At 68.5% G+C, this 26,322-nt stretch carries 24 protein-coding genes and 1 pseudogene; 12 read left to right on the forward strand and 13 right to left on the reverse strand.

All coding sequences use genetic code 11. The annotated features are described in order from the left end of the window. The first annotated feature begins 78 nt into the window (after positions 1-78). The 4 genes from RQI28_RS17395 to RQI28_RS17410 are packed head-to-tail and all read left to right on the forward strand — an operon-like array spanning position 79 to position 3,950. Entirely contained in the window at positions 79-1,617 is a 1,539-nt protein-coding gene (locus tag RQI28_RS17395; protein WP_311223678.1) for a glycosyltransferase family 39 protein, read from the forward strand. 16 nt (positions 1,618-1,633) lie between these two features. Further along, the gene (locus RQI28_RS17400; RefSeq protein ID WP_311223677.1) at positions 1,634-2,674 is read left to right on the forward strand and encodes a glycosyltransferase family 2 protein; all 1,041 of its coding nucleotides are present in this window, start codon (positions 1,634-1,636) and stop codon (positions 2,672-2,674) included. After that, on the forward strand, positions 2,671-3,102 hold the full coding sequence (locus tag RQI28_RS17405; protein WP_311223676.1) for a GtrA family protein: 432 nt from the start codon (positions 2,671-2,673) through the stop codon (positions 3,100-3,102). The genes RQI28_RS17400 and RQI28_RS17405 overlap by 4 nt, the downstream gene beginning before the upstream one ends. An 8-nt stretch (positions 3,103-3,110) precedes the next feature. After that, a complete protein-coding gene (locus RQI28_RS17410) occupies positions 3,111-3,950 on the forward strand; it encodes a ChbG/HpnK family deacetylase (protein ID WP_311223675.1) in 840 nt (279 codons plus the stop codon). Between the two features lie 187 nt (positions 3,951-4,137). Here RQI28_RS17410 and RQI28_RS17415 read toward each other — a convergent pair whose 3' ends face one another. From RQI28_RS17415 to priA, 3 genes are all read right to left on the reverse strand, one after another. Further along, a complete protein-coding gene (locus tag RQI28_RS17415) occupies positions 4,138-4,416 on the reverse strand; it encodes a hypothetical protein (RefSeq protein ID WP_311223674.1) in 279 nt (92 codons plus the stop codon). A gap of 42 nt (positions 4,417-4,458) precedes the next feature. Further along, positions 4,459-4,911 carry a hypothetical protein gene (locus tag RQI28_RS17420; protein ID WP_311223673.1) on the reverse strand — a complete coding sequence of 151 codons (453 nt, stop codon included), beginning with the start codon at positions 4,909-4,911 and terminating at the stop codon, positions 4,459-4,461. 342 nt (positions 4,912-5,253) lie between these two features. Further along, complete coding sequence (gene priA, locus RQI28_RS17425) at positions 5,254-7,389, reverse strand: primosomal protein N' (RefSeq protein ID WP_404976931.1); 2,136 nt, start codon at positions 7,387-7,389, stop codon at positions 5,254-5,256. Between the two features lie 133 nt (positions 7,390-7,522). Here priA and RQI28_RS17430 point away from each other — a divergent pair, with 133 nt between their 5' ends. Next, positions 7,523-7,657 (forward strand): hypothetical protein, encoded by a 135-nt coding sequence (locus tag RQI28_RS17430; protein WP_311223671.1) that lies wholly within the window; start codon positions 7,523-7,525, stop codon positions 7,655-7,657. 434 nt (positions 7,658-8,091) lie between these two features. On the opposite strand, the gene hemE is transcribed toward RQI28_RS17430, so the two are convergent. Together hemE and RQI28_RS17440 are read right to left on the reverse strand one after the other, a co-directional pair. Next, the gene (gene hemE / locus RQI28_RS17435; RefSeq protein WP_311223670.1) at positions 8,092-9,207 is read right to left on the reverse strand and encodes a uroporphyrinogen decarboxylase; all 1,116 of its coding nucleotides are present in this window, start codon (positions 9,205-9,207) and stop codon (positions 8,092-8,094) included. A gap of 132 nt (positions 9,208-9,339) precedes the next feature. Then, positions 9,340-10,242: a LysR family transcriptional regulator gene (locus RQI28_RS17440; protein WP_311223669.1), complete on the reverse strand. Its 903-nt coding sequence runs from the start codon at positions 10,240-10,242 to the stop codon at positions 9,340-9,342. Positions 10,243-10,470: 228 nt separating this feature from the next. Between RQI28_RS17440 and RQI28_RS17445 the strand changes: the two genes are divergently transcribed. Both RQI28_RS17445 and RQI28_RS17450 read left to right on the forward strand, forming a co-directional pair. Then, a complete protein-coding gene (locus RQI28_RS17445) occupies positions 10,471-11,463 on the forward strand; it encodes a TerC family protein (RefSeq protein ID WP_311223668.1) in 993 nt (330 codons plus the stop codon). A gap of 14 nt (positions 11,464-11,477) precedes the next feature. After that, positions 11,478-12,059: a DUF2062 domain-containing protein gene (locus RQI28_RS17450; protein ID WP_311223728.1), complete on the forward strand. Its 582-nt coding sequence runs from the start codon at positions 11,478-11,480 to the stop codon at positions 12,057-12,059. Positions 12,060-12,165: 106 nt separating this feature from the next. Here RQI28_RS17450 and RQI28_RS17455 read toward each other — a convergent pair whose 3' ends face one another. Beyond that, positions 12,166-12,780: a redoxin domain-containing protein gene (locus RQI28_RS17455; RefSeq protein WP_311223667.1), complete on the reverse strand. Its 615-nt coding sequence runs from the start codon at positions 12,778-12,780 to the stop codon at positions 12,166-12,168. A 114-nt stretch (positions 12,781-12,894) separates the two neighbouring features. Continuing rightward, on the reverse strand, positions 12,895-14,136 hold the full coding sequence (locus RQI28_RS17460; RefSeq protein ID WP_311223666.1) for an MFS transporter: 1,242 nt from the start codon (positions 14,134-14,136) through the stop codon (positions 12,895-12,897). Positions 14,137-14,204: 68 nt separating this feature from the next. Between RQI28_RS17460 and RQI28_RS17465 the strand changes: the two genes are divergently transcribed. After that, complete coding sequence (locus tag RQI28_RS17465) at positions 14,205-14,831, forward strand: TetR/AcrR family transcriptional regulator (RefSeq protein ID WP_311223665.1); 627 nt, start codon at positions 14,205-14,207, stop codon at positions 14,829-14,831. A gap of 143 nt (positions 14,832-14,974) precedes the next feature. After that, on the forward strand, positions 14,975-16,054 hold the full coding sequence (locus RQI28_RS17470; RefSeq protein ID WP_404976928.1) for a formylglycine-generating enzyme family protein: 1,080 nt from the start codon (positions 14,975-14,977) through the stop codon (positions 16,052-16,054). Between the two features lie 128 nt (positions 16,055-16,182). Here RQI28_RS17470 and RQI28_RS17475 read toward each other — a convergent pair. The 5 genes and pseudogenes from RQI28_RS17475 to RQI28_RS17495 all read right to left on the reverse strand — a co-directional run. After that, positions 16,183-16,611 (reverse strand): annotated as a pseudogene (locus RQI28_RS17475) (delta(1)-pyrroline-2-carboxylate reductase family protein); the annotation flags it as partial. Positions 16,612-16,698: 87 nt separating this feature from the next. After that, complete coding sequence (locus tag RQI28_RS17480; RefSeq protein WP_311223664.1) at positions 16,699-18,906, reverse strand: thioredoxin family protein; 2,208 nt, start codon at positions 18,904-18,906, stop codon at positions 16,699-16,701. A 71-nt stretch (positions 18,907-18,977) separates the two neighbouring features. Continuing rightward, the gene (locus tag RQI28_RS17485) at positions 18,978-19,772 is read right to left on the reverse strand and encodes an alanyl-tRNA editing protein (RefSeq protein ID WP_311223663.1); all 795 of its coding nucleotides are present in this window, start codon (positions 19,770-19,772) and stop codon (positions 18,978-18,980) included. Then, positions 19,769-21,367, reverse strand: a complete 1,599-nt coding sequence (locus tag RQI28_RS17490) for an MATE family efflux transporter (protein ID WP_311223662.1) — start codon at positions 21,365-21,367, stop codon at positions 19,769-19,771. The genes RQI28_RS17485 and RQI28_RS17490 overlap by 4 nt, the downstream gene beginning before the upstream one ends. A gap of 41 nt (positions 21,368-21,408) precedes the next feature. Beyond that, positions 21,409-22,449: a zinc-binding alcohol dehydrogenase family protein gene (locus RQI28_RS17495; protein ID WP_311223661.1), complete on the reverse strand. Its 1,041-nt coding sequence runs from the start codon at positions 22,447-22,449 to the stop codon at positions 21,409-21,411. Between the two features lie 136 nt (positions 22,450-22,585). On the opposite strand from RQI28_RS17495, the gene RQI28_RS17500 reads away from it, so the two are divergent. Next, complete coding sequence (locus tag RQI28_RS17500; protein ID WP_311223660.1) at positions 22,586-23,512, forward strand: LysR family transcriptional regulator; 927 nt, start codon at positions 22,586-22,588, stop codon at positions 23,510-23,512. 24 nt (positions 23,513-23,536) lie between these two features. Here RQI28_RS17500 and RQI28_RS17505 read toward each other — a convergent pair whose 3' ends face one another. Further along, a complete protein-coding gene (locus RQI28_RS17505) occupies positions 23,537-23,962 on the reverse strand; it encodes an Lrp/AsnC family transcriptional regulator (protein ID WP_311223726.1) in 426 nt (141 codons plus the stop codon). Between the two features lie 180 nt (positions 23,963-24,142). Here RQI28_RS17505 and RQI28_RS17510 point away from each other — a divergent pair, with 180 nt between their 5' ends. Continuing rightward, complete coding sequence (locus tag RQI28_RS17510; protein WP_311223659.1) at positions 24,143-25,195, forward strand: ornithine cyclodeaminase; 1,053 nt, start codon at positions 24,143-24,145, stop codon at positions 25,193-25,195. Between the two features lie 30 nt (positions 25,196-25,225). Beyond that, positions 25,226-26,278, forward strand: coding sequence for a histone deacetylase family protein (locus RQI28_RS17515; RefSeq protein WP_311223658.1), 1,053 nt, complete (start codon positions 25,226-25,228; stop codon positions 26,276-26,278). The last annotated feature ends 44 nt before the right edge of the window (positions 26,279-26,322 follow it).

Here is a 26,322-nt window from a genome sequence, read left to right on the forward strand (position 1 = left end):
CGTTTCTGCCGCTGTCACGCTGGCGCAGAGACCCAACTTTACAATCGCACACTCTTCCCTCTGCCTGGCTTTTCCTACATGCAAGCGACTGCCCCTCCGCAGCTTTCCCTACCCCTGCGCGCAGTTGCCTGGGTCGCCGTGGTCTATGTGCTCGCGTGGTCGCTGCTGCCGCCGCTGCTCAGTTCCAGCTTGCCGCTGGACGTGGTGGAAAGCCTGTCGTGGGGGCGTGAATGGCAATGGGGTTACTACAAGCATCCGCCGCTGGCGCCCTGGGTGCTGGAGCTTTCCTACCGCGCGTTCGGCCACGTCGGCCCGTTCTTGCTGAGCCAGCTGTTCATCGCGGCCACCCTCTGGCTGGTGTGGCGCACGGGCTGCCGCCTCATGTCGCGCGATCGCGCCTTCATCGGCACGCTGCTGACCATGGGCGTCGCCTACTACACGCGCCCGGCGCTAGAGTTCAACCACAACATCGCGCAGATGCCCATCTGGGCCGCGCTGGGCTACTGCATGGCGGCGGCGCTGCAGGAAGGGCGCCTGCGCCACTGGGCTCTGCTGGGCGTGGCGGCCGGCCTGGGCCTGCTGACCAAGTATTCGGTGGGCGCCCTGCTGGCGACGCTCGCGCTCTACCTGCTGCTGACGCCGGCGCGCAGTGTGCTGCTGCGCCCGGGGCCCTGGCTGGCGCTGGCCATCATGCTGCTGATGTTCGTGCCGCATCTGCACTGGCTGTGGCGGTCGGGCTGGCTGCCCATGGCCTATGCCAAGAGCCGTGCGGTGACTGAAAGCGGCAGTGCCCGCATGGACGCGCTGGCGTTCGTGGTGACGCAGGCTGTCAACCACTTGCCATTGGCGGTGATCGTGCTGGTCGCGCTGCTGCGCACGCGCCCGCAGCGTCGTGCCGCCCAGGCGGTGCAGGGCGATGCCGCTGGCTGGCGGCTGCACTGCCGCATGCCGGGCTACCTGCTGGCGCTGGCGCTGGGTTCCTGTCTTTTGGTTACCCTGGCGGGCTTGGGCACGGGCTTGCGGTTGCGCGACATGTGGGGCGTGCCGATGTGGGTCTTCAGCGGTCTGCTGGTCGCCGCCTGGCTGCCTCCGAGCTGGCTCGCGTCGATGCAGCCGCGGCTGCTGCGCGGGCTGGCCGTGTGGCTGGTGCTGATCTCGGTGCTGTCCGGCGCCTTCCTGGCCTACGGCGCGCAATGGCGCCATCGCCCCGCGCGGACCGACTGGCCCCAGGCCGCGCTGGCACAGCAGGTGCAGGCCACCTGGCTGGCGCAGGCGCTGCCGCAATGCGCGCTGGACTCGGTGTCGGGCGACTACTGGCTGGTGGGCACCGTGGCCGCACAGCTGCCGGCCCGGCCGTCGGTCTTCATTTCTGGCGACGAGCGCTTTTCTCCCTGGATCACGCCGCAGCGGCTGCAGTCGCGTGGCACGCTCTGGGTGGGGCTGGAGGGCGACCTTGCCCATGCGCCCCAGCCGATGCTGGAACAACTGCAGGCCGTGCCCGGCATGCGCCTGCAGCAAGGGCAGTGGCAGATCGACTGGCCTGAGCGAAGCGCCGGCCCACCGCTGACCGTGCACTGGCGCACCTACGTGCCGGCTGCGTGCGGCCGCTCTTCCTGACCCTGGACCTCGCCCGATGACCCTGGCTCCCCTGGCCGCCGCTGCGGCCGCGCACACCGACTTCCACGCCGAATTCGCCCCGGCTGCGCCTGCCGGTGTGCTGCCGCGTGCGCCCCTGCGGCTGAGCTGCGTGGTGCCCGCTCATAACGAAGAGCACAACCTCGAAGGCTTCGTGCGGGCGCTGGCGCAGGCCGCGCAGCGGCTCACGCCCCACTTCGAGATCATCGTGGTCAACGACGGCAGCCGCGACCGCACGCATGACATCGCCCTGCGGCTGGCGCAGAAGCTGCCGGTGCGCTACCTCGCGCTGTCGCGCAACTTCGGCAAGGAGGCGGCGCTGTCGGCCGGCATCGACTACGCGCGCGGCAACGCCGTGCTGCTGATCGACGCGGACTTCCAGCACCCTTTGGACCTGCTGGCCCAGATGCACGCGCTGTGGCAGTCGGGCTACGACATGGTCTATGGCGTCATCGCCGACCGCTGCGCCGAGAGCGGCGCCAAGCGCCTGGGCACCCACCTGTTCTACCGGCTGATGAACGCCAGCAACAAGGTCAAGGTTCCGCCGCATGCAGGCGACTTCCGCTGGATGGACCGCAAGGTGGCCGACGCCATGAAGGCGCTGCCCGAGCGCAAGCGTTTCATGAAGGGCCTGTATGCCTGGGTGGGCTTCAAGACCGCGGCCCTGCCGTTCGTGCCGCTGGACCGCGCGGGCGGCGTGTCCAGCTTCAACCTGCGCAGCCTGGGCTCGCTGGCGCTGTCGGGCCTGACTTCCTTTTCCACGCTGCCGCTGCGCATGTGGAGCATGGTGGGCGGCATCATCTCGCTGGTCGCGCTGGCCTATGGCTTCTGGATCGCATTGTCCACGCTGGTGTTCGGCAACGAGCTGGACGGCTGGCCCACGTTGGCCGCCAGCATCATGCTGTTTTCGGGCGTGCAGCTGATGTCCATCGGCATCCTGGGCGAATACATCGGCCGCATCTACGACGAGGTCAAGCGCCGCCCGACCTACCTGGTGGCGCGCGACGAAGACCGCAGCCCGCTGCGCGACTCGCCATGAGCCCTTCGCCCCAGGGCATGGCATGGCTGCGGCCCCTGCAGCGTTTGCCGCAAGGGCTGCAGTTCATTGCGGTCGGTGGCGCGGCCGCCGCCACGCACCTGGCCGTGGTGGGCTTGGCGGTGACGCTGGCCGGCGTGCCGCCGCTGGCGGCCAACGTGCTGGCGTTTCTGGTGGCCTTCGTCGTCAGCTACCAGGGCCATGCGCTGCTGACCTTCGCCAGCGCCCAGGCGCGCGGCTGGGGCGTGGTGGCCCGCTACTTCGCCGTGGCCAGCCTGTCGTTCGTGGTCAACGAGCTGCTCTATTACGTCGCCCTGCACTGGCTGCACTGGCACTACTTGTGGAGCCTGGCCGGCGTGCTGGTGCTGGTGGCGGTGGGCACCTTCTTGCTCAGCAAGTTCTGGGCGTTCAAGGCGCCTGCTGCTTCCTGAAAGCCTCCATGCCCCTCGCTGATACCCGCGCCATCCTGCTGTGCGCAGACGACTACGCGCTGCACCCGCTGGTGGATGAAGCGGTGGAGCGGCTGACACTCGCGCAGCGCCTGTCCGCCACCAGCTGCATGACCACCTCGCCGCTGTGGCCGGCCGCCGCGCCCCGGCTGGCAGCGCTGCGCCCCCAACTGGCCGTGGGCCTGCATTTCAATCTGACCGAGGGCCACGGCGGCGCGCATGCGGCGCAGCCACTGGGCGCCGTGATCCGCCAGGCCTACGCGCGGCAGATGGCGCCAACGCAGTTGCGCACCGCCTGGCGCACGCAGCTGGACGCCTTTGAACAAGCCCTGGGCACGCCGCCCGACTTCATCGACGGCCACCAGCACGTGCACCAACTGCCCGGCATGCGCGACGCGATGCTGGCTGAGTTGGAGGCGCGCTATGCCCCGAACGAGCGGCCCTGGGTGCGATCCACCGCGCCGGCCGGCGGCCTGTGGCGCAGCCCGAAGGCTGCCGTCATCGCACTGCTGGGCGGCTGGGCGGCCACACGCCGCTTGCGCCGCGCCGGCGTGTCTACCAACCAGGGCTTCGGCGGGGTCTACGGCTTCGACGCGGCCGACGAGGCCAGCTATGGCGCGCAGATGGCGCAGTGGCTGCCGCACATGGCCGCCGGCGGGCTGCTGATGTGTCACCCGGCCACCGGCGTGGTGCAGGGCGACGCCATCGGCACGCAGCGGCCGGTGGAGTTCGCGTATCTGATGTCGGATCAGTTTGGCGAGCTGCTGCAGCGCCACGGCTGCCATGTGCATCAGGGGCCGGTCGCGGGGCTGTTAAGGCTGAACTCGTAGGTTGCGGGCGCTCATTGATCTTTCAAATCCGAAAAGCGCGCAGCTGGATTACACGTTTACCGACAGTCCAACGGCAGCCGATTCCATGGCTTGCAAACTTCCTATGCGGAGTAGTCACTGGTGGTTATCAGCGGCAACTTTGGGCCCTTTGCAGAAGTTCGAGACTTGCGAAAGCAGTAATTCGGCGTCAGCGGAAAAATTCCCTTGCTGCATCGCGTAGCGATGTGAAGTTTCGAACGGCGACCTTGGAGCCTCGCTCTTGCCAAAAGACCTGAAAACCTTCAGGCGTTTCCACCAGATAGTCCCCGTCGAAGGTTTTGGGTTCGAAGTGATACCAATCCCCAGGTTGGCCGGCAGCTCGTAAAAGGTCGAAGACCTCTCGACTTTCAAACAGTTCGAGGAGGCGAGACTTGTCACCTCCCAATCGCTCGTCGACAAGCGCGTCAAGCCGTGCCAAGGCATACATAAGTCATATCTCAAATGTCTTCTTCTTGCCGCCTGCAGGCGGTCAAGGTGTCTTGGGCAAATATCCCTGCATTGCTGCGTTGAAGACAGCGCTTGCTGCTTGTCGGTCGGGCTTGGTCACCAACAATGCGCTCTGAATCTTTCGTGGCGTGACGTGGCCGACGTACAGTAACATCGCTTCACCCGAGACCTCGGCGACGTAGGAGGTCTCCAGTGAGTTGCCTGCCGAGTGCAGTTGGACGGACCGACGCAGTGTCTCAACCCGCCCGGGGTACTGCTGTTCATGAGCGGCAATTCGAGCATCCAAGTTGTTCGCCGCTACAGCCTCGGCCTTGTCATGGGCAATCACAAAAAACTGCACGCTGACGATGAGCGATGCGCCCAGTTCCTCGGAGTGAAAGGCGACTGCAGCAGGGTCAGGGTTCGCATACTGCCTCCAATGGTCCGGCAGTTCGAGCATGAACTCGTTGTACGGATAGCGGTGCATCTGGCTCATGATTTGTCGTGTGAATGTAGCTAACCGTTGGACACCGATGCCAGCTATGGGGAATAAAACTGGAAGGTCGTAACGTACTTCCGCTTTTGGCCGATAGCAGCCGCTGAGCATCGTAGCCGGGCCGCCATCTTTACTGCCCAAAGGGTGGCGGAGCGTGATTGACGCTAGTAGTCCGTTCACGGCAGTCCACGGTGGTTCGTTGGAGCGAAGCGCGTGACGACATCCATGGGAGAGTACTTTGCCCTAAGCGGTACATCGCTCCGACAGCAATATCAAATTGATAGCAATAGGCGCTTGTGAATCAAGCGCTACAGGCCGATTGAACTGGAAATTGTCACCCCCTCAAATCGCCAGCGGGTCCACATCCACCAACCAGCGGATCAGCCCCTTGTGTTCCGGCACTGCACGCGTGGCGTGCAGCAGCGGCTGCCAGGCCGCCAAAAAGTGCTGCAGCGCATTGCGGTTCGGGCTCTCCAGCAGCATCTGCGCGCGCTCGACGTTCGCCACGCGCTGCACCGCCATCGGCACGGGCGGGAAGATGAAGACGTGTTCCAGCCCGGGCAGCGCGGCGGCCTGGGCGGCGGCGCCTGCGGCCTTTAGAAAAGCCTGCGCTATTTCTTGCGTGCGGGCGTCGGCGCGCACCAGCGCCTGGTAGGCGAAGGGTGGCATGCCGGCCTCGGCGCGCTCGGCCAGTTGGCTGGCGGCGAAGGCGGGGTAGTCGTGGCGGCGCAAGGCGGCGTAGAGGGGGTGGTCGGCGTGCCAGGTCTGCACCCACATCTCGCTGGGCTGGCCGCCCTGTGCGGCCACGTATTGCGCGTCGCGCCCGGCGCGGCCGGCGGCCTGCATCAACAGGGCGAAGAGGCGTTCGGGCGCGCGGAAGTCGCTGGAGAAAAGCGCACCGTCGGGCTGCACGGCCGCCACCAGCGTGATGCGGCGAAAGTCGTGGCCCTTGGCGATCATCTGCGTGCCCACCAGCACGTCCACCTCGCCGGCATGCACCTGCGCCAGCTGTTCTTCCAGCGCGCCCTTGGCGCGGGTGGTGTCGGCGTCGATGCGGGCCACGCGCGCGGCGCGGCGCTCGGGCGTGATCACGTTGCGCAGCAGCGCGGCCAGTTGTTCTTCGAGCTGCTCGGTGCCGCGGCCGATGGGCGCGATGTCGGGGTTGCCGCAGGTGGGGCAGGCATACGGCACGCGCTGCGCGAAGCCGCAGTGGTGGCAGCGCAGCGAGCGATCGACCTTGTGGAATACCTGGTGGGCGCTGCAGTGCGGGCAGTCGCTCTTCCAGCCGCACTCATGGCAGTGCAGCACGGGTGCGAAGCCGCGGCGGTTCAGCAGCACCAGGCATTGTTCGCCGCGCTCCACGCGTTCGGTGATGGCGGCCAGCAGCGGGGGCGAGAAGACCACGCCCCGGGGCTGCTGGGCCAGGTCCACCAGCCGCACGCGGGGCAGGGCGCCGGCGCCGCTGCCTGAGCCGATGCGGCTGGGCATGGCCAGCCGCAGGTAGCGGCCACCCGCGTCGCCCTCTTCAGGCGGGCGGCTGGCGTGCCAGGTTTCCAGCGACGGCGTGGCCGAGCCCAGGATGACCTTGGCGCCCTGTTCGCGCCCGCGCCAGATGGCCAGGTCACGCGCTGAGTAACGCGCCCCCTCCTGCTGCTTGTAGCTGGCGTCGTGTTCCTCGTCGACCACGATCAGCGCCAGGCCGGGCAGGCTGGCGAACACCGCCATGCGCGTGCCCAGCACGATGCGCGCCGTGCCGGCGTGTGCCGCCAGCCAGCTTTTCAGGCGCTGCGGGTTGGTCAGGCCGCTGTGCAGGCTGACCACGCTGCCCGCGCCCCAGCGCGCGGCGAAGCGGGCGTTGAAGCGCTCTTCCAGCTGCGGCGTGAGGTTGATCTCCGGCACCATCACCAGCGCCTGCGCGGCCGGGTCGGCCTCCAGTGCCTGCTCCACGGCATGCAGGTAGACCTCGGTCTTGCCGCTACCGGTGCTGCCGTACAGCAAAAAAGGGCCGGGTTCGGAATGAATTTGGGCGCAAGCGCTTGCCTGCTCTGCGCTCATTGCTATGTTTTTTGATGAATCTGCAGTGGCAACGGCGCCCTCTGCCACCTTTACCGGGCGGCGCAGGCGGCGTGCCAGCTGCTCGGTCGACAGGTCGCGCAGCTGGGGCGGCAAGGCGGCCAGCGCCACCTCGCCCACCGACCGCTGGTAGTAGCGCGCGGCGAAGGCCACCAGCCGCCGCCAGGGCGCGCCCAGCGGCGCCAGCCCTTCCAGCACGCCGGCGACGGCCCGTGCCTCCATGCCCGGCGGCAGGCCGGCGGGCTGGGCGGGTACGTCCCACACCACGCCCAGCACCTCGCGCCGGCCCAGCGGCACGCGCACCAGGGTGCCGGGCGCGAGCGGGCGCTCACTGGCGTAGCTCAGCAGATCGCCCACGCTGCTGTGCGCGGGCGTCTGGACGGCCACGTGCACCAGGGTGGGCAGGTCGGTCACATCGGCGGCAGAGGGGGGCGAGGAACTTGCGGGCACTTCTTCAGACGGTGGGGCGAGAAACGGGGTTAAGTGCTTGATTTGTCAGGGAATCCACAGGCCTCCCCGATTTCTGTGGATAACTTTGTTGACATCTGTCTTCGATCACCGCCCAGGCCGCATGGTTGCTGGCTTTGAACAGTTTGCAATCAAAACGGCCATTTTAAAAAACGTATATGAATCAAAGATCTTTGCTGCAGTGCAACGCAAGCTCGATTTTTGAATGCCGATCCCTGGATTCTTCCGCCGCTCGCAAAAATGTGTGCATAAGTCGCCTGTCAATAGCTTGGCCAGGGTGAAAAATGTGCTAGCCAGGGTGGGTGCTGCTGGATTGTGCGTGTACTTGACGCGCCAAGTGCTTGATTTTGCTGGGTTTGGCGAGAAATTCAGAGTTTCTGTGGATAACTATGTTGATATCTACGCCGCATCGCCCGCCAAGCCTTGAAAACACTGGGTTTCGTTACATTGCACGCAAAAACGGCAACCGCTCAGCATCCTTATGAATCAAGCACTTAGCGCTGCAGGATCTATTTTTGATGGATTGCCAGTGCCCAGGTGGCGACGGCCGCCCGTTTGGCGTCGCTCGCCCGCTTGTGTGCATAAGTCAAGCCCCTCGTGCGCGGGGCTTGCACCCATTCCGGCAGGCGGTGGGGGCGTTCAAACACCCGCCCGCTGGGCGCGCGAGTGGCTGTGCACGGCCTCCACCAGCGCCGCCACATGCTCGGGCGGGGTGAACTGGCTGATGCCGTGGCCCAGGTTGAAGATGTGCGTGGGGCCGGTGGTGGTGCGGTCGGTGTGGGGCTTGCCGAAGCTGTCGAGCACCGCGCGGGCCTCGGCAGCCACCGCCTCTGGCGGGGCGAACAGCACGTTCGGGTCGATGTTGCCTTGCAACGCCTTGCCGGGGCCATCCACGGCGCCACCCACCAGCGCGCGGGCGCGGGCCAGGTTGGCCGTCCAGTCCAGGCCCAGCACCTCGCAATCCAGGTCTTTCATGGCCTCCAGCCACAGCGCGCCGCCCTTGGTGAAGACCAGGCGCGGCACGTCGGTGCCGTCCACGCCGGTGCGCTTGAGCTGGGCCAGCACGCGCCGGGTGTAGGCCAGGCTGAAGGTGTGGAAGGCCGCATCGGCCAGCACGCCGCCCCAGCTGTCGAAGATCATGACCGCCTGGGCGCCCGCGTCGATCTGCGCGTTCAGGTAGGCGGCCACGGCATCGGCGTTGATGGCCAGAATGCGGTGCATCAGGTCGGGGCGGCTGTACATCAGCGTCTTGACCAGGCGGTAGTCGTCACTGCCCTTGCCCTCGACCATGTAGCAGGCCAGCGTCCAGGGGCTGCCCGAAAAGCCGATCAGCGGCACGCGGCCGTTCAAAGCGCGGCGAATGGAGGTGACGGCGTCGAACACGTAGCGCAGCTTGTCCATGTCGGGCACCTGCAAGGCGGCCACGGCGGCTTCATCGCGCACCACCTGGGCAAAGCGCGGGCCTTCGCCCTCGGCGAACGTCAGGCCCAGGCCCATGGCGTCTGGCACGGTGAGGATGTCGCTGAACAGAATGGCCGCGTCGAGCGGGAAGCGCTCCAGGGGCTGCAGCGTGACCTCGGTGGCGTAGTCGACGTTGGTGGCCAGGCCCATGAAGCTGCCGGCCTTCGCGCGCGTGGCCTTGTACTCGGGCAAATAGCGGCCTGCCTGGCGCATGAGCCACAGGGGCGTGTATTCGGTGGCCTGGCGTCGGCAGGCGCGCAGGAAGGTGTCGTTGATGAGGGGGGCGAAGGGCATGCGGGCATTGTCGCAGGGCCTTCACGGCAGGGTTGGCGATGGAGCCGTGGCTTGTGACGCGGGCGACACCCATTCCATCGGGTTCATGGTCTTTTTTGGCTGTAGCGCTTGATAGTAAAGCGCGAGTAGCTATTATTTTTGTAGCAAACCGCTGGCACCGGCTTCCAACAACCGGGTGACCAGCGGGTGCATGACCTTGCGGGCGCTGTAGATCAGGTGGAAGTGTTCGTGCACCTCGGGCGTGGTGCCCACGGCTTCCAGGCCGTAAGTGCGCTGCAGGTGTTCACCCAGTATCAGCGGCGCAGGCATCACGCCCATGCCAGAGGCGGCGAAGGTGCTGAGCAGGGCGCTGTCTTCGAACTCGCCCGCCAGCCGGGGGCGGATGCGTTCGCGCTCCAGCCAGTGGTCGATGCGCTCGCGCAGCGCGGCGTGATTCGTCGGCAGCAGCACCGGCACGGTGGCCAGGCTGTGCGGAAAGTTCTGCGCCGCTGCACGCGCCCAGAGCGGCGGGGCGTACCAGCCCACCTCGCTGGTGCCCAGCAGCTGGCTGGTGGTGCGCAGCGCCGGGTTGGGTGGCGCGGACCGGTCGGCCAGTACAGCGTCGAGCTTGTGCAGCGCCAGCTCGGCCAGCAGGGGCTGGAATTCGCCGTCGTGGCACAACAGGCGCAGGTGCGGCTCGTCCAGCACGGGCGTCAGCAGGCGGTGCACGGCCAGCTTGGCGATGCCGTCGGAGATGCCCAGCTGCAGCCGCACCGTCTGGCCGCTGGTGGCTTCGAGCACGCGCTGGGGCAACTGCTCGCCCAGGGCGAAGATGTGGTCGGCCTCGTGCAGCGCCGCCACGCCCGCGTCGGTCAGTACCAGGTTGCGGCCTTCGGTGCGCAAGAGGGCGGTGCCCAGGTCTTTTTCCAGCGACCGCACCTGGGCGCTGATGGTCTGCACGGCCATGTCCAGCCGCTCGGCCGCGCGGGCCACGCCGCCTTCCTTGGCTACCACCCAGAAGTAGTAGAGGTGGCGGTAGTTGAAGCTTTGGCTCATGGAGTGGGGGCAAAAATCGTTGAACAGTTCGGAAAAACCGAAGTGATGGTACCGGTTAGCCATCTTCCCTTTCGGCAGCGGCGGCCCCACAGTCCCGGTTCCCGTTCAACACTACTTCTCCAAACATGAACACCACCTCGTGCTTCTTATATGTGCCGCCGACAGGTCCTCTGGAACCTGCCCGCACGGCTGCGTCTTCCCGCTCGCTGCGCCAGGAGGGCCTGAGCCATGGTTGAGACGATTGGAACCTGGTGGATGTGGGCGGCCTTCGGCGTGTTCGTCGTGGTCGCCATCGGTATCGACTTGCTGGTCATGGAGCGCCAGGGGGCGCACAAGGTGACCATGAAAGAGGCGCTCAGCTGGAGCGTGCTGTGGTTCTCGCTCGCGTTCGTGTTCGTCGGACTGCTGTGGTGGTATCTCAACGGATCGCAGGGGCGAGAGGTCGCCAACACCGTGTCGATGCAGTTCATCACGGGCTACCTGGTTGAAAAGAGCCTATCGGTCGACAACATCTTTGTCTTCCTGATGATCTTCAGCTACTTCGCCGTACCGGCCGAATACCAGAAGCGCGCGCTCATCGTCGGCATCATCGGCGCCATCGTGCTGCGCACCATCCTGATTCTGGTGGGCGCCTGGCTGCTGGCCACGTTCCACTGGCTGCTGTACGTGTTCGGTGCGTTCCTGGTCATCACCGGCGTGAAGATGTGGATCGCCGCGGGCAAGGAGCCGGACATTGCGAGCAACCCGGTGCTGAAGTTCTTGCGCAAGCGCATTCGCATGTCCGACACCTTCGACGGCGAGAAGATGACCACCGTGGTCAACGGCGTGAAGCTCTTCACCCCGCTGTTCGTGGTGCTGGTGATGATCGGCATCACCGACGTGATCTTCGCGGTGGACAGCATTCCGGCCATCTTCGCCATCACCAGCGACCCGTTCATCGTGCTGACGGCCAACATCTTTGCCATCCTGGGCCTGCGCGCGCTGTACTTCCTGCTGGCTGACCTGGCCGACCGCTTCCACCTGCTGGCCTACGGCCTGGCCCTGGTGCTGGTGTTCATCGGCGCAAAGATGCTGCTGATCGACGTGTACAAGATCCCGATCGGCTACGCGCTGCTGGTGACCGCAGGCCTGATCGCCGGCTCCATCGTGCTGTCGTTGCGTTCCTCGCGTCCCGTGCCCGTCACTGCGGACACGCCGGCGGCCCTGCCGCCCAAGGAATGACGGGCTCCGGCTTGATGCAATCCCTGTGCACCCTGCGCCGCTGGCTGCGCGGGCTCGAACCCCGGGCCCGCGCCTACATGGACCGCGGCTGGCTGCACCGCATGCAGCCCTGGCTGGAGCGGCGCCAGCTGTTCCGCTTTCAGCGCCAGCCGCTGGCGCGCGGAGTGGCGGCCGGGGCTTTTTGCGGGCTCATTCCCGGGCCGCTGCAAATCCCCGCCACGGCGCTGGTCTGCGCCTGGGTGCGCGGCAACGTGGTGGCCGGCGGCGTCACCACCTTCTATACCAACCCGCTGACCACCGTGCCGCTGTACGCGCTGGCCTTCCACATCGGCGCGCTGCTGCTGCCGGGCGACCAGCTGCTGCCCGCCTGGAGCAGCGTGGCCCCCGGCGGCGACTTCACCGTACAGGCCCTGGGCGCCTGGATTCAAGCGCTGGGCATGCCCGTGCTGGTGGGACTGCCGGTGCTGGGTGTGCTGCTGGCGGCGCTGGGCTACCTGGCGGTGCAGGTGTTGTGGCTGGCGCCGGCCGTGCAGCGCGGTCGCCGGTGGCGCCGTGCGCGGGCCGCCGCGGTTCACGCCAGCGTCCCACGTGGTTGATGCGCAGTCGGTGACGATGGGCTTTTGGTAAAAAGAGCCTGTAGCGCTTGCTGAGTAAGCGCTCATTGCTATTCTATTAATAGCAAGCGTTGTCGATGGGCGCCGCTCATGCTGGCGACTTGTATTTGATCGAGCAGCCATACGGCTGCGTGGTGGCGGCCGCGATCGGTTTGCCGGCAGCGACATCCGCCAGCGCTGCCTTCACGTAATTGGTCGCCTTGTCGATGTCGGCCGGGCGGGCAGAGGCAATGCTGTCGATGCCGCCCGCATACACCAGCGACCCCTGCGCGTTCACGATGTACAGGTGCGGCGTGGTGCGCGCGCCGTAGGTGTGGCCCACGGCGCCCTCTTCGTCCATCAGCACGGCGGTGGGTACGGCCTTGCGTTCCTTGAGCCAGCCGGTGAGCCTGGGGCCTTCCAGGTAGTCGCTGGCGGCCTTTTCCGTCGAGTTGACCGACAGCCACACCACGCCCTGATCCACGGCGCTTTTCTGCGTGGCGGGGATGTTGCCGCTGTCGTAGTGCTTGCGCACGAACGGACAGCCGGGGTTGGTCCATTCCAGCACGACGGTCTTTCCGCGGAAGTCGGACAGGCGCACGGTCTTGCCCGTGGCGTCCCTGGCGGAGAAGTCGGGCGCGGGCTGGCCCACGGTGGCCGCTGCCTGGGCGCCTGCGGCGGCCAGCGTGAGAGAGATGGCGATCAGGGTGCGTCGACGCAGCATGGAACGATCCTCCTGGGATGGTGACGCTTGCAGTATCGGCGCAGGCCCGCTCCAGGCCCAGCGCTACCCCGATCGCGGCACTGGATTGGTCGCACACCCGCTGCAAGGGCGCCGTCAGCGGTGCGGAACCGACCGCGCGGTGAACGCCGCCACGCAGGCCAGCGCGATCAGCAGCAGGCCGTACCCCAGCGCCGTGGCGCGCAGGCCGTACAGCCCGGTGAGCAGGCCGGCGGCGATGGCCGGCAGACTGAAGGCCAGGTAGCTGAGCACGAAGAAGCTGGCCATCAGGCCGGCGCGGTCTTGCGCCGAGGCCATGGGCACCAGGCAACGCACGGCTGCATGGAAACCCGCGCCAAAGCCCAGGCCTGCCACTAGCGTGCCACCGAAGAACGCCACAGGTTGCCCCCATGCCACGCCCGCGAGCGTGATGGCCAGGCCCACCGCCAGCGCGGCGGCACTGCCCTGCAGCACGCTGCGCGGCGGCCGCTGGCGCACCACGGCGATGGCCACCGCGCCGGGCAACACCAGCGCAGCGATCAGCAGCCCACCGACCAGCGGCGACGCGTTGCCCGTCACCAGCCGGCCCAGCGAGGGGCCGAGCGACAGATAGAACCCGCCCAGCGCCCAGCCGGCCGTGCTCAGCGGCAGGACGCGCAGCAGCGGCGCGCGGGCCGCCGCAGGCACGTGCATGCGCGGCACCAGCGAGCGCCAGGCGCCCGGGCGGCGCGCCACCGTGTCGGGCAGCCAGAAAGTGGCCGCGCATTGCAGCGCGATCACCACCAGCAGCAGCTCGAACACCAGATGCGTGGGTGAGGGCAGGTACTGCACCAGCACACTGGTGCCGAGTGCGCCCAGGGCCATGCCGACCATGGGCCCCACGCTGTTCATCAGCGGGCCGCGCACAGGGTGCAGGTCCACCAGCAAGGCGCCCAGCGCACTGGTGGCGACGCCCGTGGCAAAGCCCTGCAGCACGCGGGCAGCCAACAGCCAGGCCACCGAATCGGCCCACCAGAAGGCCAGTACCGACACGAATTCCAGCGCGAGCGCGGCGATCACCACGACGCGCCGGCCGATGTGGTCGGAGAGCGCGCCAAAGCACAGCAGCGAAGCCAGCAGCGCGAACGCATAGCTGGAGAAAATCACGGTGAGGCTGAACGCCGAGAAGCCCCACATCTCGCGGTACAGCGCATACAGCGGCGAAGGCGCGCTGGATGCGGCGAGGAACATCACCACGATGGACCCCGTGAGCCACAGCGCGGCATCGGGCCCGAGCCGGCGCGCCGGCCAGGCGGCGGAGGTGGAAGGAGCAGAAGCAGTGGACGTGGCATTAACGCTAAAAAATTGCGTTAGCAACATTGTGGTACTAACGCAAAGTCTTTGCTTTATGGCTCGGTTGTCTTGCCTGCGCTCGTAGAATCGACGCCATGACCTCTGCAGCCACCCGATTGCGCCCCGGCGGGCGCAGTGCCCGCGTGCAGGCCGCCGTGCACCAGGCCGTGAACGACCTGACGGCGTTGCATGGCCGCGATGCGCTCACCATTCCGCAGATCGCCGCACAGGCGGGCGTGACGCCCTCCACCATTTACCGCCGCTGGGGCGATCTGGTCGAGCTGCTGGCGGACGTGTCCATCGAGCGCCTGCGCGACGAGGCCGAACCGCCCGACACCGGCAGCGTGCGCGGCGACCTGCTGGCCTGGAGCGAGCAGTTTCTCGAAGAAATGTCGTCCGACCTGGGCCGGCAGGTGCTCAAGGACGTGCTGTCGGCCAGCGGCTATGGCGACGGTTCCGCGCCCTGTCAGTGCCTGCAGATCACCGCCGGCCAGATCACCATGCTGGTGGAGCGCGCGCAGGCCCGTGGCCAGGCGACGCCTTCGGTGGATGCTGTGCTTGACACCGTGGTCTCGCCCATCATCTACCGCCTGCTCATGGGCGCAGGCACGCCCACGGCGCAGCAGGTCGCTCAGTGGGTGCAGGTGTGCATGGCGCAAGGCACCGATGAACGGCTGGTGACCGCACGCGGGGCGATGTCTGCGAAGAAGGCAGCCCGATAGCCGAGCGCTGGCTGCTGTGCAGGCGAAGTGGCACGATGGCTGGGCTCGCTGCCAGTGCCCTGCTTGCATGCAGTAGGTTGTGTTGGTTTCCGTTCTGCTGCGCCGGAATTTCGTCGCGGCGATGACTTTGCAGGAGTGCGTTCATGTTCCCTCCCACGTTCCTCGCCCTGCGCTGCGCCGGCATGGCGGTGCTGTGCCTGTCCTGGTCGGCTGTGCAGTCCGCGCCAGCAGCCCCGGCCGCTCCCGTGTGGACCAACACGCTGGGCATGCCGTTCGTGCGGGTGCCAGCCGGTCAGTTCCGCATGGGCAGCGACGAGCCGCTGGAGCGCATGGCACGCGACTTTCCGCTGCTGGAGCGCCAACGGCTGGTGGAACTGGCCGACGAGGCGCCCGTGCACACCGTGCGCATCACCCGGCCGTTCTATCTGGGGCAGGCCGAAGTCACCGTGGGTCAATTCCGCCGCTTCGTTGCAGCCTCGGGCTACCGGGCCGAGTCGGAGGCCGACGGCACCGGCGGCTATGGCTACAACCCTGACTATGACCCGGCCACCACCCGGCGCGGCGACGCGTTCGAGGGGCGCGACCCGCGCTATTCGTGGCGCAACCCCGGCTTTGCGCAAGGCGACGACCACCCCGTGGTCAACGTCACCTGGCACGACGCACATGCGCTGGCTGCCTGGCTCAGCGCCACAGAAGGCCACCGCTACCGCCTGCCGACCGAAGCCGAATGGGAATACGCCTGCCGCGCCGGCACCACCACGCGCTGGCCGTCGGGCGACGACCCGGCCGCCTTGCCGCGCGAAGCCAACCTGTTCGACCAGTCCGCCGCGCCCTATTGGCCGCGCTGGCAGCAACACGCCGTGCCGGGCAACGACGGCTACGCCTTCACATCGCCCGTCACCGCGCAGGCACCCAACGCGTTCGGGCTGCACGGCATGGTGGGCAACGCGTGGGAATGGGTGTCTGATTTTCATGACGAGGCCACTTACGCCGTCAGCCCGCGCGACGATCCGCAGGGGCCGGCTACCGGCAACGTGCGAGTGCGTCGCGGCGGCTCGTGGCACACCTGGCCCGTGTATGCGCGGTGCTCGTACCGCAACTGGAATGCGCCGGACACGCGCTACACGCTGGTGGGTATCCGGCTGGTGCGGGAATTGGATGCGCCGGCACCGGCTGCCGCGCAGCGCGATCCCAAGGCGGCGCCTGGATCTGCACCGCCGTGACGCCGTGAAGGCTTCGTCAACAAATGCTCAGCAGGCCTGCTGACCCAGCGCCTGAAGCGCCTGCAGCGCCGTGCGCCCCGCTGCCAGATCCCACGCGGCGCAGCCCACGCTCTTGAAGACGATGGGCCGGGTGCATGGCCCAGGCCATGGCGGATGCCCAGCATCGTCACCGCCGCCGTGCGCCGGCCGGTGACCTCGGGGCCGTCGAGCAGGCACAGTGGCCGGCCCGTGGCGGTGTCGCACACCGTCACCACGCCATGGATGGTGGGCAGGCCGTGCCGCCCGTTGGCGGGCTGCACGTTGACTAGTTTGTGGATGGCGATGTCGGGCGCGGTGGCGGGCATGCTGAGCAGCACACCGCCTTCGCCCAGCGGCACCACCAGGCGCTCGGGGCTCAGGATGCGGCCGGCGGCATAGTCGGTGGCGGCAGTGGCCACCGCGTCCATCAGCGCGGCAAAGTCCAGCAGCTGCGCCGTGCGGGCCGCGCCGCAGACCAAAAGCGTGGATGCGGCAGTGGCCGCAGTGGTGGGGCGGGTGTCGGATGCGGCAGCAGGCATGGCGGGCTTGATGGAAGTGGGGCGGATGCCCGCCGCCATCATGGCGTCAACCCTGGCCCGCCGCAATCACCGGCCTGGAACAGGTTCTCAGAGCGCCGCCACGGCCGCGCGCAACTCGCTCTTACCCAGAATTTCGGAGAACACCACCGGCGCCTTGCCCGGCGCGTGCAGCACGTAGACCGGCACGCCGCTGCGGCCCAACGCGGCCAGAGCGGCGGTGATGGCCGGGTCGCGCCGCGTCCAGTCGGCACGCAGCAGGGCGACGTTCTTGCTGGCCAGGGCATTTAGCACCTCGGGGTCGGACAGCGTGGTCTGCTTGTTGTACTGACAGGTCACGCACCACGCGGCCGTGTAGTCCACGAAGACCGGCTGGCCCTGGGCCAGCAGGGCGTCAGGCAGGTCGGCCTGCCAGGCGCGCCAGCCGTTGGCGGTGGCCGATGCCGCTTGCGGCGCCACCGGAGCAGGTTCAATGACTTTTGGCCCCCAAGCCCACACCAGATAAGCGCAAGCAGCTATTGAAAGAGGAGCAAGCACGGCCCGCCCGCGCCCCACCAGCGTGAGCGACCACACCGCCATGGCCAGCGCTACCAGCAGCGCCAGCAGCGCGGCGGCGCCGTCGATGCCGCTTTGCTGGCCCAGCACCCACACCAGCCAGACCACGGTGGCGAACAGCGGAAACGCCATGAAGCGGCGCAGCGTGTCCATCCACACGCCGGGGCGCGGCAGCAGGCGGGCGAAGCCCGGTATCCAGCTGGCCAGCAGATACGGCAGCGCGAGCCCCAGGCCCAGCGCGGCGAACAGCGTGAGCGCCTGCACGCCCGGCAGCGTGGCCGTCAGGCCCAGCGACGCACCCATGAACGGCGCCGTGCAGGGCGAAGCCACCGCCACGGCCAGCACGCCGGTCAAAAACGAATCGACCACCGGGTGGCGGGCCTGCAGGCCGGCGACCGAGCCGGGCAGCATGCGGCCGAATTCGAAGACGCCCGCCATGTTCAAGCCCAGCAGCGTGAACAGCGCCGCCAGCCCCGCCACCACGGCGGGCGACTGCAGCTGAAAGCCCCAGCCCACGGCCTCGCCGGCAGCGCGCAGCCCCAGCATCAGCGCACCCAGCAGCACGAAGGACAGCACCACGCCGGCGGTGTACGCCAGCCCGCTCAGGCGGTGCGCGCGCAGGCTGGTCGTGGGGCGGGCAAAGCCCACCACCTTGATCGCCAGCACCGGAAACACGCAGGGCATCAGGTTCAGGATCAGCCCGCCCAGCAGCGCGCCGGCCAGCGCGACGAGGAAGGTGCCCAGCGGCGCGGGAGTGACGGGCAGCGCGCTGTTGCTGACATTGCCGGCTTGCCCGCCCGCCTGTGCATTCGCACGCAGCGCGGCCTCCAAAGCGGGCGACACGGTGGCTGCGGCAGGCAGCGCCGGCCAGCCGCTCTGCACGGGCAGTTCCACCCGCCAGCCCTGGCCGGCGTGGGCCAGCACGATGGGCAGCGGCGCGGGGCTGGCGCTGCGCTGGGGCGACAGCGGCATCCGTGCCGTCCACACATCGCCTTGCCAGTTCTGCGGCACGGCGGCGGCGGTTTCGGCCACGCCGGGGGTTTCCGCAAACACGTCCAGCGTCTGCCCGCGCAGCGCTGCCGGCAGGCCAGCCACGGTCAGCGCCACGTCGGTGCCTTCCACATGTGCCTGCGTGCCGGCGACCAGCGGCAGGGTTTGCGGATGCGCGCGCGCTGCCGCGTCGAAGGCCGCCGCGTTCAGCGCCGTAGTGCCGTTGATCGGCACCTGCAGCGTGAACGTGCCTTCTTCCGGAATGCATTCCTTGCGGCACACCAGCCACGACGCGCGCAGCGTGAAGGTGGCTTCCCGCGCCAGCGGGCCGGGCGCGAAGGCGCTGGTGACCTGCATGGGCACCGGCAGCAACACCGTGCCTTCGTAGCCGTAGTTGGCCAGGTGGCCGATGGGAATCTTCTTGGGCACCGGCCAGGCGATCTCGCCCGCGTCGATGCCGGCAGGCAGCTGCCATTCCATCTGCGTGGGCAGGCCGGAATCGCCGGAGTTCTTCCAGTAGGTGTGCCAGTCGGGCTGGTGAGTGATCGACAGACCCAGCCACAGCGGCTTGCCCGGCCCGATGCCGTCGGACGCGTGTGCGACCAGTTCGGCCTGCACGTGCGGCGTGGTGACGGTGCTGCTGCCGGCAGAGGCAGTTTTTGAGCCAAATTGGGCTCTAGCGCTTATGGATAAAGCGCTAGCAGCTATGAAAAGTATAGTGAGCAGCAGACGCTGCAGCGTGCGTTGGGGCATGGAGCAAGGTGGGAGCGGCGGCAGCGCCTTTGGTTCCTGCGGGCGAGGTCGGTGCAGCGTCGCCTGCGGCGTCAGGCCGCTAAGCCCAGCACCACGCGGCGCGCCATGGCGCCTTTCTTCTCGATCTTGGTAACCACCACGGCGCCGATCTCTCGCGTGTTGGCCACGTGCGTGCCGCCGCAAGGCTGCAGGTCGATGTGCGGCTGGCCGGCGCCGTCGCTGGCGCCGTTGCCGCCCACCTTCACGGTGCGCACCGTGCCGCTGCCGCGCGGGGGCTGCACGCTCATGCTCTTGACCAGGTCGGGCTGGGCATCCAGCTCGGCGTCCGAGATCTCGCCCAGTGTCACGGCGTGGCCCGCCGCCACCAGTTGCGCGATGCCGGCAGTCAGTGCGTCCTTGTCGAGCGCGCCGTCCATGTGGAAGTCCAGCCGCGCCGCGTCGGGCGTGATGGAGCAGCCATTGACCGGCTGGGCGACCAGGTGGCACAGCAGGTGCGTGGTGGTGTGAAAGCGCATCAGCCGGTGGCGGCGGTCCCAGTCGATGCGGGCCGTCACGGCCTCGCCCACAGACAGCGGGGCGCCGGCCGGGTCGGCGGGCACGTGCACGATGGCGGCGGTGGGCGCGCCGTCCGCGTCCTTGGACTTGCGCGTGTCGGCAATGGCGATGGCGCTGCCGTCGGCGCGCACCAGCGTGCCGCTGTCGCCGGCCTGGCCGCCGCCCAGCGGGTAGAACACCGTGCGGTCCAGCACGATGCCGCCGTCGGGCTGCAGGGCCACCACGGTGGCGCTGCATTCCCGCAGGTAAGCGTCGGCGCGGAAGAGATCGAGCGTGGGCGCGAAGGCGTTGTTGGTAGCGGGGGTGGTCATGCCCGGATGGTAACGGGCACAGCCGGGCGACCGGAGCCCGCGCCAGAGGGGGCCAGGGCGGCGTCGGGGTGCGCCTGCGCGCAGACCGGCGAGGGCGGCAGGCCGCCCACCTCGGCCGGCGACGCCACCACCGATTCGCCCGGCGCCAGCATGCGGGCCTGGCGCCAGCCGCCCCAGCGGTAATAGGCCATCGACATCAGCATCGCGCACAAAGCGCTGGCCGGAAAGCTCCACCAGATCGCATCGGCGCCCAGCCAGGGCTGCAGGCCGTAGGCAATGGGCAGGCGGATGCCCCAGAGCGCCAGGCCCAGGATGATGAGCGGCGGCACTACGGCGCCGGTCGAGCGCACCACGCCCGAGAGCACGAAGGTCACGCCGAAGAACAGAAACGAGCCCACGGCGATGTGGTTGAGGTGCCGCGCCGCCTCCAGAGACGCACTGCCCTCGGGCAGAAACAGCGCCAGCGTGAAACGGTCCAGCAGCACCAGTGGCACGATCAGCGCGCCGGTCAGCACGAAGTTGAACAGCGTGCCGCTGCGGGCCACGCCGTCCACCCGGTCCCAGCGCTGCGCGCCCACGTTCTGCGCGGCCATGGACGAGCAGGCCGCGCCGATGGCCATGGCCGGCATCTGCACATACGTCCACAGTTGCAGCGCCGCGCCGTAGGCCGACGCGGTGATCACGCCCTGCGCGTTCACCAGGCCCATCAGCATCAGCATGGCGGTGGAGATCATCACCATCTGCGCGCCCATGGGCAGGCCCTTGACGACCAGCGCCCGCAGGATGGTGCCGTCGGGCACGAAGAGCCGCCAGTCGGCCCGCCCGATCCAGAGCGGGTGCCGCCGCCAGCGCAGCCAGGCCAGCAAGGCGACGAAGCTGATCGCATTGGCCACCAGCGTGGCCATGGCCGAGCCGGCAATGCCCATGCGCGGCAGCGGTCCCAGGCCGAAGATGAGCAGCGGGTTCAGCGCGGTGTCCAGCACCACCACCAGCAGCAAAAAGAGAAACGGCGTGCGCGTGTCGCCCGCACCGCGCAGCACGGCCGAGATGAAGGCGAACAAATACAGCAGCGGAATCGCCAGGAACAGCGTGCGCAGATAGGCCTCTGCCAGCGGCAGCGCGTCGGCGGGCGTGCCCATCCAGCCCAGGATGCTGCGCGACAGCGGCGGGCCGGCCAGCGCGATCAGCACCGAGGTGCCGCCGAAGAAAGTGGCGCTGGTGCCGATCACCCGGCGCGCCTGCGCCACGTTGCGCGCACCCATCGCCTGCGCCACCAGAATGGTCGCCGCCATGCCCACGCCGAACACCGCGCCGATCAGCAAGAACAAGATGTTGTTGGCGTTGGCCGTGGCGGTGAGCGCGGCCTCGCCCAGAAAGCGGCCCACCCACACCGCGTTGACTGAGCCGTTCATCGACTGCAGCATGTTGCCCGCCAGGATCGGCAGGGCGAACACCAGCAAGGTGCGGCCGATGGGGCCTTGGGTCAGGTCGCGGGTGGCGGCGCGGGGCGGGGCGCCGGGCACTGCGTCAGTGGAGGTCGCACCGGGCGAAACAGAGGGCGAAACGGGTAGCGAAGCAGGGGGCTGGGCGGGCATGCGGCATTGTGCCCGCCGTGTGGCGGCGGGTGCCGGCTGCCTCAGAAGCGTTGCAGCACCACCTTGCCGATGGCCGTGCCGCTTTCCACCAGCGCATGGGCGCGGCGCAGGTTGGCCGCGTTGATGGCGCCCATCTCGGTGGCGAGCGTGGTGCGCAGGTGGCCGGCGTCCACCAGCCGGGCGACATCAGCCAGCAGCGCGCCCTGGCGGTCCAGGTCGGGCGTGCCGAAGAGGGAACGTGTAAACATCAATTCCCAATGCAGCGACAGGCTCTTGCGCTTGAGCGGCATCACGTCCAGCGCCGGCATGTCGTCGATCACCGCGATCTGGCCCTGGGGGCGCAGCAGCTCCACATATTGGGGCAGGTGGTCGGCTGTGTGCGTCAGGCTGGCCACGTGGTCCACCTCGGTGATGCCCAGCGCGGCCAGTTGGGGCGTCATCGGCTCGCGGTGGTCGATGACGTCGTGCGCGCCCATATCCAGGCACCACTGCCGCGTGGCGGGCCGCGACGCGGTGGCCACCACGCGCAGGCCGGTCAGCTGGCGCGCCAGCTGGATCAGCATGGAGCCCACTCCGCCCGCGCCGCCGGCAATCAGCAGCACTGGACGGCCGGCGGGGTCGCCAGAGTGGTCTGAGGCCGCGTCGTCCAGGCGGGTGATGCGCAGCCGGTCGAACAGCAGCTCCCACGCGGTGATGGCGGTCAGCGGCAGGGCGGCGGCCTGGGCGTCGTTCAGCGATGCGGGGGCGCGGGCGGCGATGCGGGCGTCCACCGTGTGCAGCTCGGCATTGGTGCCGGGCCGGTCGATGGCACCGGCGTAATACACCCGGTCGCCCACGGCAAAGCCCTGCACGGCATCGCCCAGCGCTTCGACGATGCCCACCGCGTCCCAGCCCAGCACCTTGGCCGTACCGGCGTCGGGTGCGCTGCCAGCGCGCACCTTGGTGTCCACCGGGTTCACCGACACGGCGTGTACCCGCACCAGCAGGTCGTGCGGGCGGGGCACGGGGGCGGGCAGTTCCAGGTCGAGCAGGGCTTCGGGGTGGTCGATGGGGTGAGGGGCGTGGTAGCCGATGGCTTTCATGAGATCTCCGTCGCAGTAGGTGAAAGGGAAGAGGCGTATCGCGCAAAAGTGGGTCTTGCCCTGAACGCCCCGGTGCAATGCACTTTAGATTGTCAAAATGGAGGTTGGAATACCTTCCTGCTTTCTTCTGTTTCAAATGAAATTTGAAAATATCGCGGATCTGCGCGTGCTGGTGGAAACGGCCCGGGGCGGCAGCCTGACCGCCGCCGCCCAGGCGCTGGCCATCACCCCGGCGGCAACCAGCGCCATGCTCAAGCGGCTGGAGGCCGAAGTGGGTGCGCGGCTCTTCGAGCGGTCCACCCGCGCCATGCGGCTGACCGAGCAGGGCCAGACCTTGCTGGACTACGCCACCCGCGCGCTGGAACTGCTGGAAGAGGGCGCCAGCCAGGCGGCATCGCAGGCCGGCGCACTGCGCGGCACGGTGCGGGTGGCCGCGCCGTCCGACCTGTCGCGCAGCCTGCTGCTGGGCTGGTTCGACGACTTCATGCTGCAGCACCCTGGCGTGCACATCGCGCTGTCGGTCAGCGACCGGCTGCAGGACGTGCGCCGCGATGCGGTGGATGTGGCTATGCGCTACGGCGAGCTGGCCGATTCGCAGCTGATGGCGCGCCGGCTGTGCGTGACGCGGCGCGTGGCCTGCGCCGCGCCGGCCTATGTCGCCCGCTGCGGCGCGCCTGCGCATCCGTCCGAGCTGGCCGACCACGACTGCCTGACCCTGCACATCGCGGGCCGGCGTGAACTGCGTTGGTGGTTCGAACCCGAAGGCGGCGGCGACGCCGTCTCGGTGCCGGTACCCGGTACGCGCAGCGTGGACGACGGCGCCATCGCCCACGACTGGGCGCTGGCCGGCCGTTGCGTGGTCTACAAGTCGGCACTGGATGTGCGGGCGCATCTGCAGTCGGGTGCGCTGGTGGCCTTGCTGCCCGGCTGGCGAGGCCAGCGCTATGAAGTGAACGCCGTGCTGCCCAGCAACCGCTTCGTGCCGGCGCGGGTGCGGGCGCTGGTGGAGCACCTTGCGCAGTGCTTTGCCGCGCTGGCGGCGCAGGACGGCGTGTTGGACTGAGGAGCTGGCGGAAGCTTGGCGTCGTCAGCCCAGCTTCTGCGTGGACAGAAGGATGCTGGTTTCGGAGCTGGCGATGCCCGGCAGCCGGCGCAGGCTGCTGAGCAACTGCTCGAACTCCAACAGCGTGTCGGTCTGCAGTTCGGCCACGATGTCCCAGCGGCCGTTGGTCATGTGCAGCGAGGTGACGTTCGGGTTGCCGCGTAGCGCCAGCAGTACCTGTGTGGCCTGGTTGCCTTCGGCCGCGATGGTCATCAGCGCGCGCACGCCCGTGCGCACGGCCAGCGGCTTCAGCAACACGGTATAGCCCACGATCACGCCGTCGCGCTCCAGGCGCGCCAGCCGGTTCTGCACCGTGCCGCGCGCCAGGTCCAGCCGTTTGGCCAGCGTGGCAACGGGCAGGCGGGCATCGCCCCGCAGCAGTGCGATCAGTCGGTGGTCGGTGTCGTCCAAAGGGGTGGTCACGCAGGCAGTGTAGGGGCGCAGCGCAGGGCGATCGATCACTTTGTACCGCCTCACCTGGCAGATTGCGCGGCCAGATGATGGTTGCGTTGCAGTTTGCCGGCTGGCCTTTGGCAGCGAGCGGGCCAAGAATCTCTTTGGTCTTCACCGTATTCCAACAAGGGAGGTCCCATGACCCGCTTCATCGATATTCCCAGTCTGCTCGCCTTGCTGGAGGAGCGCGGCATCGAGCGCTTTCTGTCCGAACTCGCCGACGAGCTGCATGCCGACTTCATCCGCTGGAACGACTTCGACAAGTCACCCCGCACCGCCGCGCACTCCCGCCTGGGCGTGATCGAGCTGATGCCCGTGTCCGACGCCGGCACCTACGCCTTCAAATACGTCAACGGCCACCCCGCCAACACTGCGCGCGGCCTGCCCACGGTGATGGCTTTCGGCGTGCTGGCCGATGTGGCCACCGGCTACCCGGTGCTGCTGTCGGAGCTGACGCTGACCACCGCGCTGCGCACCGCTGCCACCTCGGCGCTGGCGGCCCGTGCGCTGGCACGGCCCGGCGCGGGCAGCATGGCGCTGATCGGCAACGGCTCGCAGAGCGAATTCCAGGCGCTGGCCTTTCACGCACTGCTGGGCGTGCAGGAGATTCGGGCATGGGACACCGACCCGGCCGCCACACAGAAGCTGGAGCGCAACCTGGCGCTGCAGCAGCCGGGCATCAAGGTGGTGCGCGCGGCGTCGGCGCGCGAGGCGGTGCGCGGGGCCGACATCGTCACCACCGTCACGGCGGACAAGACGCGGGCGGCCATCCTCACGGCGGACATGATTGAGCCGGGCATGCACATCAACGCGGTGGGCGGCGACTGCCCCGGCAAGACCGAGCTGCACCCCGACGTGCTGCGCGCCGCCAGCGTGTTCGTGGAGTTCGAGCCACAAACGCGGGTGGAGGGCGACATTCAGCAGATGCCGGCCGACTTTGCGGTGCAGGCGCTGTGGCAGGTGCTGGCCGGCACCGTACCGGGCCGCCGCGATGCGCGCGAGGTGACGGTGTTCGACTCGGTCGGCTTCGCGCTGGAGGACTTTTCTGCGTTGCGCTACGTGCACCGGCTGGCCACCGAGCAGGGCGTGGGGCAGGACATCGCCTTGGTGCCCGAGCTGGACGACCCCAAGGACCTGTTTGGCCTGACGGCCGGTGCGCGCCGCCGCGCCGGCCTGCGGCGCGTGGCATAAACGGGTACGTTCTTTTCTCTACCTTTTCGCATGCTGATCCTGCAGAACCCTTTGCAATCGCGGCACGCCGGCCGCCAGGAAATGTTCCGTGGCCGGCTGGTCGATTGCCACGAACACCCCGGTCGCTTCGACCATGTGATGAACGAGCTGGCGCGGCGCCCGCAAGGCCCGTTGCGCACGCCCGGCGCGGCCGACCTGGCGCTGGTGCGGCGCGTGCATGCGCCCGAGTACGTCGACTTTTTGCAGGGCGCCTGGGCGGAATGGGTGGCGCTGGATGCGGCCAACGCGGCGGTCGACATCCTGCCTTCGATCTGGCCGGCACACGGCCTGCGGCGCGACGCGCGGCCCACGAACTTCGCCGCGCAGGTCGGGCGCTTCACTTTCGACAGCGGCTCGCCGCTGACCGCCGGTACCTGGGAGGCGGCCGAAGCCGGCGCGGCCTGCGCCATCGATGCGGCGCGCGCCGTGGCGCAGGCCGGGGGGCCGCGCGCCGCTTTTGCGCTCACCCGCCCGCCGGGCCACCACGCGGGCACGGACTTCTATGGGGGCTATTGCTTCATCAACAACGCCGCGCTGGCCGCGCAGGCGCTGCGTGAGGCTGGCCTGGAGCGCGTGGCGGTGCTGGACGTGGACTACCACCATGGCAACGGCACGCAGCAGATCTTCTACGCGCGCAGCGACGTGCTCACCGTGTCCATCCACGGCGACCCGATGACCGAGTACCCGTTCTATCTGGGCTACGCCGAAGAGACCGGCGAGGGCGCTGGCGCGGGCTGGAACCTCAACCTGCCGCTGCCCGCCGGCACGGGCACCGAGGCCTGGTTCAGTGCGCTGCAGGCTGGCCTGGCGCGCGTGGCGCAGTCCGGAGCGCAGGCGCTGGTGGTGGCGCTGGGCGTGGACACGTTCGAGGGCGACCCAATCTCCCGCTTCACGCTGCAAAGCCCCGACTACCTGCGCATCGGCCAGCTGATCGAAGCGGCGGGCCTGCCGACGGTTTTGGTGATGGAAGGCGGCTATGCGGTCGCAGAAATTGGCGTGAACGTGGTCAATGTGCTGGAAGGGTTCGGGCGGGCTGCCGGTTAGCCGGTGCCGGGCGACAATCCGGCATTCACCGATCTTGTACAGAC

It is taken from the genome of Acidovorax sp. WCS2018Noco2-16, assembly GCF_031843945.1.
Taxonomy (GTDB): domain Bacteria; phylum Pseudomonadota; class Gammaproteobacteria; order Burkholderiales; family Burkholderiaceae_C; genus Paracidovorax.